The 17,767-nt window shown below is 65.4% G+C and carries 16 protein-coding genes; 7 read left to right on the forward strand and 9 right to left on the reverse strand.

The annotated features are described in order from the left end of the window. The gene (gene yajC / locus BLW83_RS01755) at positions 1-339 is read right to left on the reverse strand and encodes a preprotein translocase subunit YajC (protein ID WP_090844961.1); all 339 of its coding nucleotides are present in this window, start codon (positions 337-339) and stop codon (positions 1-3) included. A gap of 240 nt (positions 340-579) precedes the next feature. On the opposite strand from yajC, the gene mazG reads away from it, so the two are divergent. After that, positions 580-1,386 (forward strand): nucleoside triphosphate pyrophosphohydrolase, encoded by an 807-nt coding sequence (mazG, locus tag BLW83_RS01760; protein WP_090844963.1) that lies wholly within the window; start codon positions 580-582, stop codon positions 1,384-1,386. On the opposite strand, the gene BLW83_RS01765 is transcribed toward mazG, so the two are convergent. From BLW83_RS01765 to BLW83_RS01785, 5 genes are all read right to left on the reverse strand, one after another. Continuing rightward, entirely contained in the window at positions 1,383-2,195 is an 813-nt protein-coding gene (locus BLW83_RS01765) for a sulfite exporter TauE/SafE family protein (protein WP_090844965.1), read from the reverse strand. The genes mazG and BLW83_RS01765 overlap by 4 nt on opposite strands. Positions 2,196-2,371: 176 nt before the next feature. Then, complete coding sequence (dusA, locus tag BLW83_RS01770) at positions 2,372-3,358, reverse strand: tRNA dihydrouridine(20/20a) synthase DusA (protein WP_281245505.1); 987 nt, start codon at positions 3,356-3,358, stop codon at positions 2,372-2,374. Positions 3,359-3,436: 78 nt separating this feature from the next. After that, positions 3,437-4,261 carry an SH3 domain-containing protein gene (locus BLW83_RS01775; protein ID WP_143042712.1) on the reverse strand — a complete coding sequence of 275 codons (825 nt, stop codon included), beginning with the start codon at positions 4,259-4,261 and terminating at the stop codon, positions 3,437-3,439. Next, on the reverse strand, positions 4,258-6,582 hold the full coding sequence (locus BLW83_RS01780) for a vWA domain-containing protein (RefSeq protein ID WP_090844969.1): 2,325 nt from the start codon (positions 6,580-6,582) through the stop codon (positions 4,258-4,260). The genes BLW83_RS01775 and BLW83_RS01780 overlap by 4 nt, the downstream gene beginning before the upstream one ends. Then, the gene (locus BLW83_RS01785; RefSeq protein WP_090844971.1) at positions 6,579-7,556 is read right to left on the reverse strand and encodes a hypothetical protein; all 978 of its coding nucleotides are present in this window, start codon (positions 7,554-7,556) and stop codon (positions 6,579-6,581) included. The genes BLW83_RS01780 and BLW83_RS01785 overlap by 4 nt, the downstream gene beginning before the upstream one ends. A 262-nt stretch (positions 7,557-7,818) precedes the next feature. Here BLW83_RS01785 and BLW83_RS01790 point away from each other — a divergent pair, with 262 nt between their 5' ends. From BLW83_RS01790 to BLW83_RS01800, 3 genes are read left to right on the forward strand one after another with little or no spacing between them, the layout of a single operon-like run. After that, a complete protein-coding gene (locus BLW83_RS01790; protein ID WP_218139061.1) occupies positions 7,819-8,253 on the forward strand; it encodes a putative pterin-binding protein in 435 nt (144 codons plus the stop codon). Further along, the gene (locus BLW83_RS01795; protein WP_177172457.1) at positions 8,250-10,049 is read left to right on the forward strand and encodes a sensor histidine kinase; all 1,800 of its coding nucleotides are present in this window, start codon (positions 8,250-8,252) and stop codon (positions 10,047-10,049) included. Before BLW83_RS01790 ends, BLW83_RS01795 begins: the two co-directional genes overlap by 4 nt. Continuing rightward, the gene (locus BLW83_RS01800) at positions 10,046-10,705 is read left to right on the forward strand and encodes a response regulator transcription factor (RefSeq protein WP_090844975.1); all 660 of its coding nucleotides are present in this window, start codon (positions 10,046-10,048) and stop codon (positions 10,703-10,705) included. The genes BLW83_RS01795 and BLW83_RS01800 overlap by 4 nt, the downstream gene beginning before the upstream one ends. A gap of 93 nt (positions 10,706-10,798) precedes the next feature. Here the strand turns inward: BLW83_RS01800 and BLW83_RS01805 are convergent, their stop codons facing one another. The 3 genes from BLW83_RS01805 to BLW83_RS15390 all read right to left on the reverse strand — a co-directional run bounded on the left by BLW83_RS01805 (position 10,799) and on the right by BLW83_RS15390 (position 13,372). After that, entirely contained in the window at positions 10,799-11,524 is a 726-nt protein-coding gene (locus BLW83_RS01805; protein ID WP_090844977.1) for an alpha/beta fold hydrolase, read from the reverse strand. Positions 11,525-11,784: 260 nt separating this feature from the next. Further along, positions 11,785-12,666 carry a hypothetical protein gene (locus tag BLW83_RS15385; RefSeq protein ID WP_143042716.1) on the reverse strand — a complete coding sequence of 294 codons (882 nt, stop codon included), beginning with the start codon at positions 12,664-12,666 and terminating at the stop codon, positions 11,785-11,787. Between the two features lie 61 nt (positions 12,667-12,727). Then, a complete protein-coding gene (locus BLW83_RS15390) occupies positions 12,728-13,372 on the reverse strand; it encodes a HupA family protein (RefSeq protein WP_143042717.1) in 645 nt (214 codons plus the stop codon). A 280-nt stretch (positions 13,373-13,652) separates the two neighbouring features. Between BLW83_RS15390 and thrS the strand changes: the two genes are divergently transcribed. The 3 genes from thrS to BLW83_RS01825 all read left to right on the forward strand — a co-directional run bounded on the left by thrS (position 13,653) and on the right by BLW83_RS01825 (position 17,759). Beyond that, a complete protein-coding gene (gene thrS, locus BLW83_RS01815; protein WP_090844982.1) occupies positions 13,653-15,605 on the forward strand; it encodes a threonine--tRNA ligase in 1,953 nt (650 codons plus the stop codon). Positions 15,606-15,965: 360 nt separating this feature from the next. Further along, positions 15,966-16,172, forward strand: a complete 207-nt coding sequence (locus tag BLW83_RS01820; protein ID WP_090844984.1) for a cold-shock protein — start codon at positions 15,966-15,968, stop codon at positions 16,170-16,172. 117 nt (positions 16,173-16,289) lie between these two features. After that, positions 16,290-17,759 carry a class I adenylate-forming enzyme family protein gene (locus tag BLW83_RS01825; protein WP_090844986.1) on the forward strand — a complete coding sequence of 490 codons (1,470 nt, stop codon included), beginning with the start codon at positions 16,290-16,292 and terminating at the stop codon, positions 17,757-17,759. The last annotated feature ends 8 nt before the right edge of the window (positions 17,760-17,767 follow it).

The following is a 17,767-nucleotide window of genomic DNA, read 5'->3' on the forward strand; positions in this document are numbered from 1 at the left end:
TCAGCTGTTGGCGGCGGCGGGGGCGCCGGCCCGGTCAACCACCTGCGCGATGGTCGCACGGACCACGCGGATGCGCACGCCCTGCGCGATCTCGACATCCACATCGTCGTCGCGCACGGCCACGACCTTGCCGAAGATGCCGCCCTGCGTCACCACGTTGTCGCCTTTTTTCAGCGCCGCGACCATGGCCCGATGCTGGGACATCTTCTTTTGCTGCGGACGCATGATCAGGAAATACATGATCACGAAGACCAGGATCAGCGGAATGAACTGGGCGAATGCAGCGCCGCCGCCGGCGGCGGGGGCCGCGGCCTGGGCATAGGCAGGGGTAATCAGCATGAAGGCGCGGTCCTTGTGCAGGTTCCTGTCAAGACCCGGCGGCAGGGGCCGCGGGCCGGATTGGCGCAGAACCTAGTCGCGCGCCCCCGGCTTGTCCAGAAATCCCGGCGCCTGCCGCCGCCGCCTCCGGCCGGGGTTTGCGCGCAGCCCGTTCACGATCCCGGCATCCGCCCGCGGTGGACTTTCCGGCCGACCTCGTGTCTTTTTCCGCAACGCGTTTCCGACAACCAAAGGCACCCCATGCCGCACACCCCCGACGCCTGCGCCGAAACCCGGCGCCTGATCGCCATCATGGCCGCGCTGCGCGACAAGCAGACCGGCTGCCCCTGGGATATCGAACAGGATTTCGCCTCGATCGCCCCCTACACCATCGAAGAGGCGCACGAGGTCGCCGACGCCATCGCCCGGCAGGCTTGGGACGAATTGCCGGGCGAATTGGGCGACCTGCTGCTACAGGTGGTGTTTCACGCGCAGATGGCATCCGAGGCGGGCATGTTCGATTTCGCGGATGTGGCGCGGGCGATCTCGGACAAGCTGGTGGCGCGGCATCCGCATGTGTTCGGCGACGAATCGCGCGACAAATCCGCGGCGCAGCAGGTGCAGGACTGGGAAGCGATCAAGGCGCAGGAACGCGCCGCCCGCGCCGAACGCGGCGTGTTGCAAGGCGTGGCGCTGGGGCTGCCGGCGCTGACCCGCGCGATCAAGCTGCAAAACCGCGCCGCCCGCGTCGGCTTTGACTGGCCGGGCCCCGCGCAGGTGCTGGACAAGCTGGCCGAGGAAACGGCCGAGCTGGTCGAGGCGCAAGCAGCCGCCGACCCCGCCCATCTGGCCGAGGAATTCGGCGATCTGCTGTTCGTGATGGCCAATCTGGCCCGCCACCTGCACATCGACCCCGAAGAAGCCCTGCGCGCCGCGAACGCCAAGTTCACCCGCCGCTTCCAGTCGATCGAATCGGCGCTGGCCGCACAGGGCCGCCGCCCCGAGGATTCGACGCTGGATGAAATGGACGCGCTGTGGGACGCCGCCAAAGCGGCAGAAAAAACCTAAAGCAGCGCCTTGCGCAGCATGTTCAGCGCCACCGCCATCAGAAACAGCGCAAACAACCGCTTGAGCAGCCGCGGATTGGCCCCATGCGCCAGCGTGGCGCCCAAGGGCGCGGTCAGCAGCGTCATCGCGATCACGATGCCGAACATCGGCAGGTTGACCGAGCCGACGGTGCCCGGCGGCGCCTCGCGCGCGGGGACAAACAGAAAGCTCAGCACCGAGGGCAGCGCGATCACCGCCCCGAACCCGGCCGCCGTCGCCACCCCCCGGTGAATGGGCCGCCCGTGCAGGGTCAGCATCGGAACCCCCAGCGAGCCGCCGCCGATCCCCAGCAACACGCCGATCAGCCCGATAGCTCCGGCCATTCCGGCCCGGCGCGCGCCGGTGGGCGGGGCCTCGGCCAGCCGCCACTCGGCCCGGCTGACCAGCATGAAACTGGCGACCACGAACACCAGCACCGCAAAGATCAGCTGCAATTCGCGCGTGCCCAGCCGCGACACCAGCCAAACCCCGACCATGGCGCCCAGCATGATCCAGGGCGCCCAGTGACGCAGGATTTCCCACTCCACCGCGCCCTTGCGGTGATGCGCCAGCACCGAACGGATCGAGGTGACAAAGATCGTCGCCAGCGACGTCGCCAGACAGATCTGCATCACATCCGGCCCGCCATAGCCGGCCGCGGTCAGAATCGCCATAAAGGCCGGAACCAGCACGATCCCGCCTCCGACCCCCAGCATCCCGGCCAGGATCCCGGCAAAACCACCGGCCAGCAACAGCGCGGCCAGATAGGGCAACATGGTGGTCAGGGTCATGGGAACCTCATGGCATCAAACCGCCCGCCCATAACGCGCCCGGCCCGGCGATGCCAGCGCCGCCCCGCCTCGCCCCCCCTCGTCGGGTAAAGACATTTCTTCATCACGAAAATATCCTCCGGGGGATCGTCGTATACGACGATGGGGTGGAAAACCCCCGCTTGCGGCGCCGCCGCCTATGCGGCGTCGCCCTGAACCGCCGCCAGCGCCGCATCGTATTCCGCCAGCCCGCCAGAGGCACCCCGCTCGGACAGGATCCGCCGCCATGCGCGCGCGCCGGGGCGGCCGTGGAACAGCCCCAGCATGTGGCGGGTGAACTGATGCATCCGCCCGCCGGATTCCAGATGCCGGGCGATCATGCCGCGCATCTTTTGCGCCACCTGCAACGGGTCGGAAAACGCAGGCGCATCGCCCCACAGCGCGTCCGCCTGCCCCAGGATCGCCCATGGCTCGTGATAGGCCGCGCGCCCGATCATCACCCCGTCCATCACCGCCAGCTGCGCTCGCGCCTGATCGAGCGAGCCGATGCCGCCGTTGATCGACAGATGCAGCGCCGGAAAGGCGGTCTTCATCGCATGGACCAGCGGATAGTCGAGCGGCGGGATCTCGCGGTTCTCGCGCGGGCTCAGCCCTTGCAACCAGGCCTTGCGGGCATGGATGATGACGCGGCGCACGCCGGCCTGTTCCAGCATGGACAGAAATTCCGGCAACACCTCGGCCGGATCCTGATCGTCGACGCCGATGCGGCATTTCACCGTCACCTCGACCGGGCTGGCCTCCTGCATCGCCGCCACGCAATCGGCCACCAGCGCCGGGGTCTTCATCAGCACCGCCCCGAAACAGCCCGACTGCACCCGGTCGCTGGGGCAGCCCACGTTCAGGTTGATCTCGGCATAGCCACGATCGCCCGCGATCCGCACCGCCTGGGCCAGCTGGGTCGGCTCCGAACCGCCCAGTTGCAGCGCCACCGGATGCTCGGCCGCGCCGTGGTCCAGCAGCCGCGCCCGGTCGCCGTGGATCACCGCCGGCGCGGTGATCATCTCGGTATACAGCAGCGCCCGGCGGCTGAGCAGCCGGTGAAACCGGCGGCACGCCCTGTCCGTCCAGTCGATCATCGGCGCAACCGCCAATAGCTGACCCTGATCCAGCCTCATTTCCTGCATGTCTTCAAACCACCGGGCACAAGCGCCCGCACTCTGCATCACGAAAGCGCGCCATTTGCCAGTGGCAGGGTCAGGAAATCACGGATAGGACCAGCCGTCATGCTCGACGCGAAAGATGCGCAGCGGCGCCTCGGGCCGTGTCGTATCGGGGCGGATATAGAACACCGCCCGCTGTCGCTGGCCGAAATTGGTGAAATCGACATTGATCGTGATCATGCCCCGCAGCATGGGAGCGTCGGGATCCGGGACCGGCTCGGCAATCGTGCCGTCAAAGTCCTGCGCACCATAAAGCGGATGCGCGCCGACCTGCCCCGAGGCCAGCCATGCCACGATGTCCGCGGTGAAATACTCATCCGCCACGGAGGCATCGAACGGGCCGGGAAGCGAGCTGTTTTCGGACTGGAACTGCCGCTCGTAGACCTCGCGCACCAGATCCACCGCCTGAGCGACCGGATCGACACCCGCAACCGCCGCATAGGGCTGGTGCCCGGCACCTGAGGTGGCAGGACGTCCATGGGCCACAGGCTCGGTGCCGTCGGGGGTGATGAACCGCTGCGCCACCCATCCGGCCTTGCTCATCGAGGCACTGCGCATCAGGCACCAGCGCTGCGGCAGCGCGTCGATCTGCGCCTGGGTCAGGCGTTGATAATGCGCGTGGGTATGGAACGGCACGCAGGTGATTTGCTGCATCCCGCGCTCATCATGGGCAAAGGTCTCGATGACGGGGTAATTCGTGCCCGGCCCCATGCGCGCGTTCAGGTGGTCGCTTGCGGAAACCCCGGTGACGCGCCACGCATCCGGGCCGTGTCCGTCGATTTCCGCCCGGGCCGGCACGGCGGCAAGCACAAGGCCGACCGTCACGGCAGCGGCCCTTGCGGCGGGCAGGACAGGGGTCCGTCTCATGGTTTCACCTCTATGATCGAACGGCCAAGAACCTTGCGGTTGGTGATGTCCAGAAAGCGCAGCTCGTAGCGGCCCGGGTCCGGGGGCAGGGTAATTTCCAGATTGTCGCGGCCAGTGATGCTTTCGGCACTGATCCAGCTGAAATCCGCCTGATCGGCGCGGGCAAAGGCGACGCGCCGATCACCCGCCTCGAGCCCGCTGTTCCAGGTAATGGTAATGGTTTCACCCGGTTTGCCGGTCTTGGGAACCTCCAGCCCGGCACCGTCATCCATCGGCGCGTCGGCGGCAAGAACCTCGACCGGATGGCGGGCCATGACCCGGCGTTCACGTTCCAGATGATAGCGGATCTCGTAAAGCCCGGCATCCGGGGGCGCGGTCATTTTCCCCTCGGACAGGTCGCCGACACGTATATAATCCCCATAATCGTCGTCCTTGGTCCCGGCCGGAACGATGGTGATATAGTCGCGGGGATAGATCGCCCCGTCCCAGTGCAGCGCCATTTCCGTGCCGGCCCGGACCTTGTCGGGACCGCTGACGGTGACCTTGCCCTCGACCACCTCGACCGGGGCGGCCGCCAGCACGCGCCCGCTGCCCTCCATCTGAAAGCGGACTTCGTGCAACCCGGGTTCGGCGGGGGCGCGCAGGCTGCCCTCGGACTTGTCGGCGATGCGGTGGTAATCGGTATAGGCGCCGGCCTTGGCCCCCATGGGCACGATGGTGACGTAATCGCGAGGATTCAGCCCCTCGGCCTGCCAGCTGACGGGGAAAACCGAGCCGACCACCACCTGATCGGGGGCAGTCACCGTAACCTTGGCGTCCACCACCTCGATCGGAGTGGACGCCAGCACACGCCCGCTGCCCTCCATCTGAAAGCGGACTTCGTGCAGCCCGGGTTCGGCGGGGGCGCGCAGGCTGCCCTCGGACTTGTCTGCGATGCGGTGGTAATCGGTATAGGCGCCGGCCTTGGCCCCCATGGGCACGATGGTGACGTAATCGCGAGGGTTCAGCCCCTCGGCCTGCCAGCTGACGGGGAAAACCGAGCCGACCACCACCTGATCGGGGGCAGTCACCGTGACCTTGGCATCGACCACCTCGATCGGAGTGGACACCAGAACCTCGCCCGTCCCCTCTGTCTGCATCCGCACCTCGTGCAGCCCGGGTTCGGCGGGGGCGCGCAGGCTGCCCTCGGACTTGTCGGCGATGCGGTGGTAATCGGTATAGGCGCCGGCCTTGGCCCCCACGGGCACGATGGTGACGTAGTCGCGGGGGTTCAGCCCCTCGGCCTGCCAGCTGACGGGGAAAACCGACCCGACCACCACCTGATCGGGGGCCGTGACGGTGGCTGCTGGGGGCTCTGGCTGCGGCGGCGCGGGGGGAAAGGTCACATGCGCCTCGCGCGCGCTTTGGGGCGAAAACATGTTCCGGGTCTGCGAGGATATGTCATGGAGCTGCGAATGCACCGTCACCTCGTACTCGCCAAAAGGCAGCTCGACAGTAAAGGGATTGCCGGTGCCCTGCTGGACAACGCCCTGATCGCGGCTGGAAATATCCCAACGCACCACGTCCGGCACCAGCGGCAGGGGCTGCGCCAGCGCCTGCCAGCCCCAGACCGGCCGGTCCCCGCCCCCCGCATCGCCGATATGGGCGGCAAAGGTGAATGTCCCGGCCACCGGCGCGGCGACGACCTGTTGCAGCGCCTCGGTCAGTTCCCGGGCATTGTCGGCGGTCAGGAAACGCCCGCCGGTTTCCTCGGCGATACATTGCATCTGCATCAGGGCCTCGGCCTCGTCCTTGACGTCAAAGCCGATGACATGGGCGGTAAAGTCGATGCCCGACCGGGCCAGCGCCCGCGCGGCCGCGCAGGGGTCGGGGTTGCAGGTCTCGATCCCGTCCGAAACCAGAATGACCGTAGCGGCCTGTTCCGTGTGGCGCAGCGCCTCGGCGGCGGCGATGACGGCATCGGTCATCGGGGTCATGCCGCGCGGGTTCAGTTCATTGACGATCTTGATGATCTCGGGCGCGGTGCCCGGCGCCGGGCTGATGACGGTCTGGATATCGCTGCATTGCCCGCGTTCGCGATGGCCATAGACGACAAGGCCCAGATCCTGCCCGGCGGGGAAATCGGCCAGAATATCCGCCACCACCTCGCGGGCGATGGTGATCTTGTTCACGCCGTCGATCTGGCCCCACATCGACCCCGAGGCATCCAGCACCAGCACGGTGCCGGGGCTTTCCTGCGCAACGGCGGGCAGGCTGGCAAAGCCAAGGGCTAGCGCCGCGACGGCGGCTTTCAGACCGGCGGCTTTCAGAAACAACGTCATGCGATTTCCCCCTGCGACGCAGCCGGAGCGATGCGATCACCGGACATCCGCCCCTTGAGCTTGCGGAAATGCGAGGACATCTGTTCAAGCCTGGCGTCCCATTCGGGGTCCGGCCGCTGGCCCTCGATCGTGCGGAAATAGACCTGCATCAGACAGGCGACGGCAAAAGGTTCCAGCAGGGCAGCCTTGACCGACCACGCAAACAGCAGCGCAAAGACAACGCCGCCCGCCGCCCATGCGCCGGGCATCAGATAGACGACCAGTGCGGCGGGCGCGAGCATGACCACAAACACCAGCAGGCTGAGCGCATAGACGATGACGGCCAGCCACGCGGCGTTTTTCAGCATCACCTTGTAATTCTGGCCGTAAAGCACCAGCGCCTCGCGCGCCGAGGCCCAGGGATCGGTCGCGCCGGTGCGGATGGCGTGGGCAAGGATGACCTCGTCGATAAAGCCGACCGCGACCCTTAGAAAACCATGCAGCAGACCCGCGAGCTGCTGCGCGCCCGGAACCGGCAGGATGGTCAGGATGCCGCGCACCAGGCCGGTGATCGCGCGGATCACCCCCCTGACCAGCTGGTCGACGACAAACAGCAGGCTGGCCTGCGCAAAGCGCTGTTTGACCACCGCGGTGGCGTGGGTGATCTGCGACCTGCCCGCGGGCATGGGCCGGCCGTCGATCAGCTCGACCAGAACGGCGATATGCCCGGCCTTGACGATATAAAGGATATATTCGCGCGCCCAATACATCAGCGCCCCGAACAGTCCAAAGCCGGCCACCCCGCCCCACAGGGTGGAACTGGCCCGAAACCCTTCGTCACCAAAGCCGCCGACCCCGTAACCGATGCCCGCCCCGGTTCCGGTGACCAGCACATAGCCAAGGGCGATGCCGAAATAGACCACCATGCGCAACACGACGAACGGCAGCGTCCGCCCCATCATTGCCAGCGCCCCGCCGATGCTGAAATCCCACATATGCCTCACCCGATATTTCCGCCCCGGGTGTCTAGCAACGGACAGGCAGCAGCGCCCCGTTCATTTGAACAGGGACATGTAAAAAAATCGCGCTGTAGTTGAGATGTTGTCGATTTCAGCTAAAAGAGGGGGCAGCGGAAGGAAGCCGCCGAAAATCGGTCGCAAGATGGAGCAAAGCGGTTTGAGACGGCTTGTCCTGGCTGTGCTGGGCTGTGTGTGCGCCGGGTTTCCGGCCCTGTCCCAGGTGGATGATCCTGCCCGATTGCCGCCTGCGACATCGGCGCCGGTCCTTGAGGTGCGGGGCGCGGTTTCACGGACCAACGCGGATGGCGCGGCGGTTTTCGACATGGAGATGCTCAAGGCCCTGCCCCGCGCGCGGCTGGACACCACCACCGCCGTCACCGACGGCATCCGCCGGTTCGACGGTTTTCTGATGCGCGACCTGCTTGATCTTGTCGGGGCGCAGGGCACCACAGTCACGGCACGGGCGTTCAACGACTATGCAATCGACATCGCGATAGAGGAATTCGACCGCTTCGACGTGGTCGTGGCCTATGAGATGGACGGCAAGGCGCTTGTGCCGTCGGACAAGGGGCCGCTGTGGATCGTCTATCCCCGCGATCAGCATACCGAGCTGCGCGACATCCGTTACGATTATCGCTGGGTCTGGCAGCTGCGATGGCTGGAAATAGAATGAAAAACGCGGCCGGCGCGATATTCGGCATAGTCCTGCCCGTGCTTGCCATCGTCATTTTCATCGCCCTGCTGGCGTTTTCGCTGATGCGGCTGTCCACGATCGAACGCGACATGCGTATTGAGGCGACGCAGAACATGCTGTGGGTGATCTCGCGGGCGCATCTGTCCAGCCTTCAGCTGGGCGAAATGGTCGGCGCCGCCCCCGCGCAACAGGACCGGGCGCAGCTGGATCTGCGCCATGATGTGTTCCTCAGCCGGCTGGCGCTGCTGGACGACGGGCCGCAACGCCGCCGGATGCAAGAGCTCGGCTTTGCCGATGCGCTGGACAGCCTGCGCGGCAAGCTTCCCGAACTGGCATCGCTTCTGGCGCGACTTGCGCCACAAGACCCGCCGCAGGTCCGCGCGATCCTCGGCCCCTTTAATGCCGCGCTTGCGGATGCCGCCAACAGGGCGATGGTGGCCGAATGGGACGATCTGGGCAGCAGGCTGGATGCGACCCGGGCGCAGATCTGGCAGATCATCGGATCGCTTGTCGGCATATCGCTGGCGGGCGCCGTTCTATGCGGGAATTTCCTGGTGGCGACCAGAAACGCGCGCCGGCGGACACGGCTTCTCAACAAGGAAAAGGCGCTGTCCGGGCTGTTGATCGGATCAAGCGGCGAAGGCATCGTGGCGGTCGATACAGCGCGGCGCTGCACGGTCTGGAACGACGCCGCCGAACAGCTGTTCGGCCAGCGCGGCGCCGATGCCCGCGGCCGCACGCTGGCCGATATATCCGGCTTTTTTCAGGTGGATGCAGTCAAGCAGATAATCGACACGGCCATTGACGGGCGCCCGGCCACGCTGTTCGACCAGCCGTTTTTCCCGCCGCATCAGGCCGCCTCGCTTTATCTGGACCTGCGCTGCTTTTCCTTGCGTGACGGCCCGCGGATCATCGGCGCGATCCTGCTGATTTCGGATGTGACCGCACGGCGGGACGCGCAAAAGGAAATTGCCGATCACCGCGACCGGCTGGAACAGCTTGTCGAGGCCCGCACCCGCGAACTCGACGCCGCCCTCAACCGTGAACGGGCGACGGCCGAGCTTTACCGCAATTTCGGCACGATGATCTCGCACCAGTTCCGCACGCCCCTGGCCATCATCGATTCCGCGCTGCACCGCCTGATGCGCCGCCGTGACCAGCTGACGCCCGACGAGGTGCTTGAGCGGGGCGGCAACGCCCGCCAAGCCATCGCCCGCCTGACCCGTCTTGTCGAAAGCACGCTGGACGCCGCCCGGCTGGATGCAGGCCAGATTGAGGTCCGCAGCCGGCCCTGCGACCTGCGCGGGATCATCGCGCAGATATGTTCCGACCAGACGGGGGGACGCGAATTTCTGGTCCGGCCCTGCGGCGATGATCCGGTGATCGCCAGTTGCGATCCGGTCCATGTCGAAAACATCCTGACCAATCTCGTTGCCAATGCGGTGAAATATTCACCTGCCGGGACTCCGATCCTTATCGAGCTTGCAGCTGAGGGCGCACAGGTCGAATGTGCGGTCACCAATCAGGGCACGCTGGAAAACCCCGCCGAGCAGGACCGGCTGTTCGAGCGTTATTTCCGCGGCAGCAACGCCGAGGGCCGCCCGGGCATTGGCGTCGGGCTTTACATGGCAAGGATGCTGGCGCGGCTGCAAGGGGGCGACGTGCTGCTGCGCAACCCCGATCCCGGCACGATCCGCCTTGCCCTGCTGCTTCCCCGTGCCGGGCAGCGTCCGGGCGATGCAAGACCCAGCCCCGCCGAGATGGGGGCGACATGACCGGCTGTCCGCTGACGGCGCCAAACCCTCCGGTCATTCTTTGCATCGAGGACGAGATGCAATTGCGCCGCGACATCGCCGATGAGCTGGCCGAGGCCGGCTATGCCGTGATCGAGGCAGGCAGCGGCGCCGAGGCCATTGGAATTCTGGCAAAAACCCACCCCGATCTGGTTCTTTGCGATATTTCGATGCCCGGCCTGTCGGGCTATGATGTGCTTGACGCATTAAGGGAACAGGACGCGGCTCACGCGGAAATCCCCTTTGTGTTCCTGTCGGCCCTTGCCGATCCGCGGCAGGTCGTCGACGGCAAGCGGCGGGGCGCGGATGATTATCTGGTCAAGCCGATCGACTATGATCTTTTGCTGGCGACAATCGAGGCAAGGCTTCGCCAGATCAGGCGCATCCGCTCGGGGCGATCCGATTTTTCCGCCGCAGGCCCGCCGGATTTCGCGACTGTCTTTGGGATGACACAATCGGAATCCCAGGTCACGTCCCTGCTGATACAGGGCAAGTCCCTGATGCAGATTGCAAATGAGCTTGCAGTCTCGCGCACGACCGTCGCATTTCATTTGCGCCATATCTTTCAGAAAACCCGGACCAATCGCCAGGCCGAGCTGGTTTCCCTGCTTTTACAGGGCCACCTGCCCATAGAGTGACGGCGCCCTGTCAGAGGTTTGTGAAAATCGGCTTGATCGGGCCAACCCGCCCTGCGCGCGCGGATCAGGCCCGGGATGTGTCAGGCGCCTGTTTCAGATCCCGGCCACCGCATCGCGGATCAGCGCCAACTCGGCCGGCGCGCTGAAACGGTGGTCGGCGCCGCGCACCAGCGTCAGGCGGATGTCCGGCCCTTCGGCGTGGTCCAGCAGCCGCAGCGCATCCGCCATCGGCACATCCGCATCCGCGGTGCCTTGCAGAAAGCGCACCGGCATCGGCAGCGCAAGCGGCGTGGCAAAGACGCTGTGTTCGTCGCCCTGCCGGAACAGGCGCCGGGAAAACACGTAATCCTCGCCATAGTCGCTGGGCCGGGCCACGCGCCCGTCACGCGCCAGCGCCGCGAGGTCGGCGTCGGTGAATTCATCCTGCATCCGCCGGGTGAAATCCGGCGCCGCGGCGATGGTGACCAGCCCGGCCCACCGCTCGGGGCGCTCCCGCGCCAGCAGCAACGCCAGCCAACCACCCAGAGACGAGCCGACCAGCACCTGCGGCCCCGGCGCCAGCGCGTCGATCAGCTCGCGCGCGTCCTGCAACCAGTCACCAATGCCGAAATCCTCGACCGCGCCGCCGCTTTGCCCGTGCCCGGACAGGTCGAACCGCAGCATCGCCCGCCCCTGCTCGCGGCACCATGCCTCAAGATCGACGGCCTTGGTCCCGCCCATGTCCGACTTGAACCCGTGCAGAAACACCACGCCCGCACCGGGCCCCCGCCCCTCGACCCGCTCAAACGCCAGCCGCCGCCCCGTCGCCGCCTGAAACATCTCGAACTCCTTTTTTTCGTCGGCCCCGAAAGACTGACAAGTGCCGCAAGAAAATAGCATCCGGCCCGGATGTAAAGGGATATTACAGACCGTCGCTCAACGCAGTCGCAACAGGTCGAGATTTACGTCCAATATCGTGAACTGGTCGTCATGAAAACTGTTGGATGCTTCATTTCTCACCCTTCCGATGCGCACGCCCAATACATCGGAAAGCCGCGCCGACACTACAACTCCGCGCAGTGTTTCCTTTCTTGGTTCATTCAGAAAGCTGCCCCCCGCCGGTTTTCCTGAAATATGGATGCTTCGTATCTGCGCCTACCAACCATTCTGGCGGCAGAAATCTGGAAAGATTCCCGTCCGGAAAAAATCCCTTCAACGCCTTCGGAAAGCTTTATCCGCCCGCTTAGCAGCATGGCGTTACCCAGCAAAACCTGGTGCTGGTAGGTGACAGAGTTCTGGAAATAATCAATCCCGCTGTCTATCGCGGATCGCATGATCGTCAACTGGCTGCTGTTTACGTATGACCCCACGGAATACGCGCGAGACATGCCGAAAGAAAGTGATTTTTCGCTGCGGGCGCTAAGTTTGGTGACCGACCGCTCTGCGGCGGCGCAGGCAAATGCGCGCGACGTGGCTGAAAGAAAATAATTCAAACAGGGTTGCAACGCATATTCCCATTTATCGTAATCGGCATCGATAGCATGAACATAGCGCGCGGTATGATCGAAATGCAGGGAAATTCTTTTTGACAGGCCCCATACATGATTTCCACCTAGCGATGCACCAGCGACCGCGGCTGATTTTCGTCGAAATCTCTCGTCGACAAGAAATTCCAGACCCCCTATTGCAATCGCGTCATTGGCAAATCCGTTGTTGGCATTTGCGTCATAGGCCAGAATTGGCCGCAATGACCAGCTTGACGAGCGTCTAGCGGGTCGAGAACTTCCATAACCTTCATGATAAGCAAGCCGCCCCGCCAGCTGCCAGATCTCAGGATGTGCAATATCGGCGGACAGCAATTCCTGCTTCATGAGTGTTGGCGCAATCGACAATTGATCGCGGGTCCAGGCCTCTGCCCGGTGCAGGTGGCCGGTGGCAAAAACGATTGCGAGGATGGTTAAGATAATACGCATTTCACCCACGCACACTCAATGAAAAAGACCGGCGCAACAAAGCGCCGGTCGGTGATAGAAAATGCCAATTTTACTCCAGCTTCATGACTCCGCTAAGCCATGGCAAGCTACCCCCGCCCGAATTTCCGGAATCGATCTGACCGGTAATTTGCCCTTCGACAATTTCGCCATGATCACCCCGGAATATGCCGTTCACACTACCGGAAACGTCATAATTCTGGCCCGAAGCGTTTATCTCGCCCACCAAGGCGGCCTCATATTCAGCGCCCTGAATTACACCGCCTTGGAAAATCAATTCTCCGAAAATCGGGGTGGCGCCTTGCGGCTGAAAATTATAGAATCGGCCTGAAACAGTAGAGTCTCCGAAGTTTGCCTGCATCTCTGCGGAGGACGCGAATACCGGGCTTCCGGTTATAGCCGGACTGCCAAAGACTGCGGCGCCACTATAGGTTGCAGTGCCGCCCGCAGGCAACTGGGCGGCGTCCGTGGGATGGTGATCCGCAAGATGTATCTGGGTAAACTGATCATACAAGCCGGCGAACGATCCGGGGACATTGTCGTTGTTGCCGCCGCCGGCACTACTGCCGCCGCCGCTGGAACCCCCGACACCACTACCTGCACCGCTGCCGCTCGAGACGCCGCCTTCACCACCGCCGTCGCCGCCACACGCGCCCAGGAACGTCACCGCAGCGAGCAGGCACACAAGATACTTCATCACCAGATCCTGATTTTCCTCCAGATTGCGATGGATATACCAGTGATTACATTAAATTAGTATGAACCCGCGGCCCGCGTGCGCAGTTTGGCCGCGATGTTGCAGAAATATTTCTTAATGCATTTTGTCATGAGCGCCTTCTGCGGGCTATCGCCGCAGGCTGCAACACCGCCACTCCGCACCCCTTGGCCACATTGACAGCAGCCGCCCCAGCCTGCAAAGCGGGCCGATAACCCGCAACCGGGCGTTCCGTGGGCGCCAGACCGACGAGGAGCCGAACATGGCCGACCAGATTTCCCTGACCTTTCCCGATGGCAGCGTGCGCGACTATCCCGCCGGGACCACGGCGGCGCAGGTCGCGGCCTCGATCGCGCCCAGCCTGGCCAAGAATGCGATCAGCGCCACGCTGGACGGGCAGCATATCGACCTTGCCTGGCCGCTGACCGAAAACGGCACCATCGCCATCAACACGATGAAGGACGCCGCCCCGGCGCTGGAGCTGATCCGCCACGACCTCGCCCATGTCATGGCGCGGGCGGTGCAGGAGCTGTGGCCCGACGTCAAGGTCACCATCGGCCCGGTGCGCGATTTCGGCTGGTTCTACGACTTTGACCGCGAGGAACCCTTTACCCCCGACGACCTTGGCGCCATCGAGACGCGGATGAAACAGATCATCGCCGCGCGCGATCCCGTGCGCACCGAGGTCTGGGACCGCGCCCGCGCCCGCGCCCATTACGAGGCGGCGAATGAGCCCTTCAAGGTCGAGCTGCTCGACCGCATCCCCGAGGGCCAGCCGATCCGCATGTATTGGCACGGCGACTGGCAGGATCTGTGCCGCGGCCCGCATCTGCAATCGACCGGGCAGCTGCCGGCCGATGCCTTCAAGCTGACCCATGTCGCCGGCGCCTATTGGCTGGGCGACAACACGCGCCCGATGCTGCAACGCATCTATGGCGTGGCGTTCCGCAACCGCGACGAGCTGAAGGCTCACATGCACATGCTGGAAGAGGCCGCGAAACGCGACCACCGCAAGCTGGGCCGCGAGATGGACCTGTTCCACATGCAGGAAGAAGCCCCCGGCCAGATCTTCTGGCACCCCAACGGCTGGGCGATCTACACCACGTTGCAGGACTACATGCGCCGCCGCCAGCGCGCCGGCGGCTATGTCGAGGTCAACACCCCGCAGGTGGTCAGCCGGAAATTGTGGGAAGAATCAGGGCACTGGGAAAACTATCAGGAAAACATGTTCATCGTCGAGGTGGACGAGGATCACGCCAAGACCAAGACCATCAACGCGCTGAAGCCGATGAACTGCCCCTGCCACGTGCAGATCTTCAACCACGGGCTGAAATCCTATCGCGACCTGCCGCTGCGCATGGCAGAATTCGGGTCATGCGCGCGCTATGAACCCTCGGGCGCGCTGCACGGGATCATGCGGGTGCGCGGCTTTACCCAGGACGACGCGCATATCTTCTGCACCGAGGACCAGATCGAGGCCGAGACCAGGAAATTCATCGAGTTTCTGGCCGCGATCTATGCCGATCTGGGCTTTGAAGGCTGGCGCATCAAGCTGTCCACCCGCCCCGAAAAGCGCATCGGTTCCGACGAAAGCTGGGACCGGTCCGAGGCCGCGCTGGGGAACGCCTGCCGCGCCGCGGGCCATGATTACGAGCTGTTCCCCGGCGAGGGCGCGTTCTACGGTCCCAAGCTGGAATTCGTGCTGCGCGACGCGATCGGCCGCGACTGGCAATGCGGCACGTTGCAGGTGGACCCGAACCTGCCGGAACGGCTGGACGCGGAATATGTCGGCGCCGATGGCGCGAAACACCGCCCGATCATGCTGCACCGCGCGGTGCTGGGCAGTTTTGAACGTTTTATCGGCATCATGATCGAGAACTCGACCGGCAAGCTGCCGTTCTGGCTGGCGCCGCGGCAGGTGGTGGTGGCCTCGATCGTGTCGGACGCCGATGATTACGTGCATGAGGTGGCGGCGGCGCTGCAAGCCGCCGGCATCCGCGCCGAGGCCGACATCCGCAACGAAAAGATCAACTACAAGGTGCGCGAGCATTCGGTCGCCAAGGTGCCGGTGATCATGGCGGTGGGGATGAAAGAGGTCGCGGACCGCAGCGTCTCGATCCGCCGGCTGGACCGGCAGGGTTCGCAATCGCAGCCGCTGGATGCGGCGCTGGCCGCGCTTGCGGCCGAGGCGACGCCGCCCGATCTGCGCGGCTGATCCGGGGTTTCGGCGCGGTGCGGGCGGCGCTGTGGCAGGGGGCTGTCTGCCCCCCGTCGCCTGCGGCGACTCCCCCCGAGGATATTTGGGACCGCCCGAAGCGCAGTTGAAAAGCAGCGAACGCGGCAATGGCCGGGCCCGCCCGGCTTGAAGCCCGCGGCTGGCGGAAAAGCGCGCGTCGGGCGGTTTCGCCGCGGTTGCGCCTTAAATCTGCGCTTGCGTTCGCCCGCGAATCGTTCATCCTCGCTTGCGCGTGAGCGATACTTTCTACCGCCTCCCTTCACGGGGCAGCCGGACTGCGAAAGGGCTGCTCGGCCCGGACGGCAATCTCGCCGCCGGGATACTGAAGGAGACAGGGTCATGGCGACCGGCACCGTCAAATGGTTCAATGCCACCAAGGGCTACGGCTTTATCGCGCCCGACGATGGCGGCAAGGACGTGTTCGTCCATATTTCCGCGGTTGAGCGTGCGGGGCTGACCGGCCTGAACGACAACCAGAAAGTCCAGTACGAGCTGCAATCGGGCCGCGACGGCCGCGCCTCGGCGTCGGATCTGCAACTGCTTTGACCTGAGGGCTGCGGGGCTTTCGACCGCGCGACGCAACGGCCTGCGGCGACGCGGGCCGTTTTCTTTGGCGACACATCATCGCCGCGCCTCGGCGCTTTCTTTCATGCTGAACCCGCCATGCAGAATTTCAACCTTGCCGAACATGTCCTGAACGCGGGGCTGGCCACGCCGGACCGGCTGGCGCTTGCCGTGATCTCGCCCAGCCGCGCCGACCGCTGGTCGCATGCCCGGCTGCGGCAGGCGGTCCTGGGGGTGGCGGCGGGGCTGATCGGGCGCGGGCTGCGGCCCGGCGACCGGGTGTTGCTGCGCATCGGCAACGAGCCGGCGTTTCCGGTCGCCTATCTGGCCTGTATCGCCGCGGGCATCGTGCCGGTTCCGACCTCGGCCATGCTAACGAGCGCCGAGATCACCCGCATTTCCGAAGACATCCGCCCCGCGCTGGTCATCGCCGGCAAAGGCGTAGCCCTGCCCGCCGGCGACACGCCGCAGCTGCCGGTCCGCGATCTGGCCGCGATGGAATCCCTGTCCCCCGCCGATTTCCAGCGCGGAGACCCCGAGCGGCTGGCCTATATCGTCTATACCTCGGGCAGCTCGGGCCGGCCGCGGGCGGTGATGCATGCGCATCGGGCGATCCTGGCGCGGGCGATGATGTTTCAGGGCTGGTATGGGCTGCGCGCCAGCGACCGACTGCTGCACGCGGGGGCGTTCAACTGGACCTTCACGCTGGGCACCGGGCTGATGGACCCCTGGACCGCCGGCGCCACCGCGCTGATCCCCGCCGACGGCACCGCGATCGAACAGATCCCGCTGCTGGCCCGCCGTCACGGCGCCACCATCATTGCCGCCGCGCCGGGGGTATTTCGCCGGATGCTGCGCGCCGATTGGGACGCGCTGCCCGAGCTGCGCCACGGGCTGGCCGCGGGCGAGCGGCTGGACCCCGAACTGCGCCGCCAGTGGCAGGCACGCACCGGCACGGACCTGCACGAGGCGATGGGGATGTCGGAATGCTCGACCTTTCTGTCCGGCTCGCCCGACCGCCCGGCGCCCGAGGGCTCGGCCGGCTATCCGCAGGCGGGGCGGCGCGTCGCCGTGCTGTCACCCGACGGCCAGCCCCTGCCCGCAGGCGAGCCGGGGGTGCTGGCCGTGCATCGCCGCGATCCGGGGCTGTTTCTGGGGTATCTGGACCAGCCCGCTGAAACCGCAGAAAAATTCCTGGGCGACTGGTTCCTGACCGGCGACCTGGCGGTCGCGGCCGGGGACGGAGCGATTTCCACCTTGGGCCGCGCCGACGACATGATGAACGCGGGGGGCTATCGCGTGGCCCCGGCCGAGGTCGAGGACGCGCTGGTCCCCGTTCCCGGCGCGGGCGATGTCGCGGTGACCGAACTGCCGGTCGCCGGCGGCGCCTCGATCATCGCGGCCTTCTGGACCGGTCCGGCCACGGCGGACGCCCTGCGCGAGGCCGCCGCGACCTCGCTCGCCCGCTACAAGCAACCGCGCGAGTTCGTCCGCATCGACGCCCTGCCCCGCACGCCCACCGGCAAGATCAACCGCCGCGCGCTGCGCGACGCCTATCGGCCGGGATAGGCGCGGCA

This window comes from Paracoccus alkenifer, assembly GCF_900108405.1.
In the GTDB taxonomy this organism is placed as follows: Bacteria; Pseudomonadota; Alphaproteobacteria; order Rhodobacterales; family Rhodobacteraceae; genus Paracoccus; species Paracoccus alkenifer.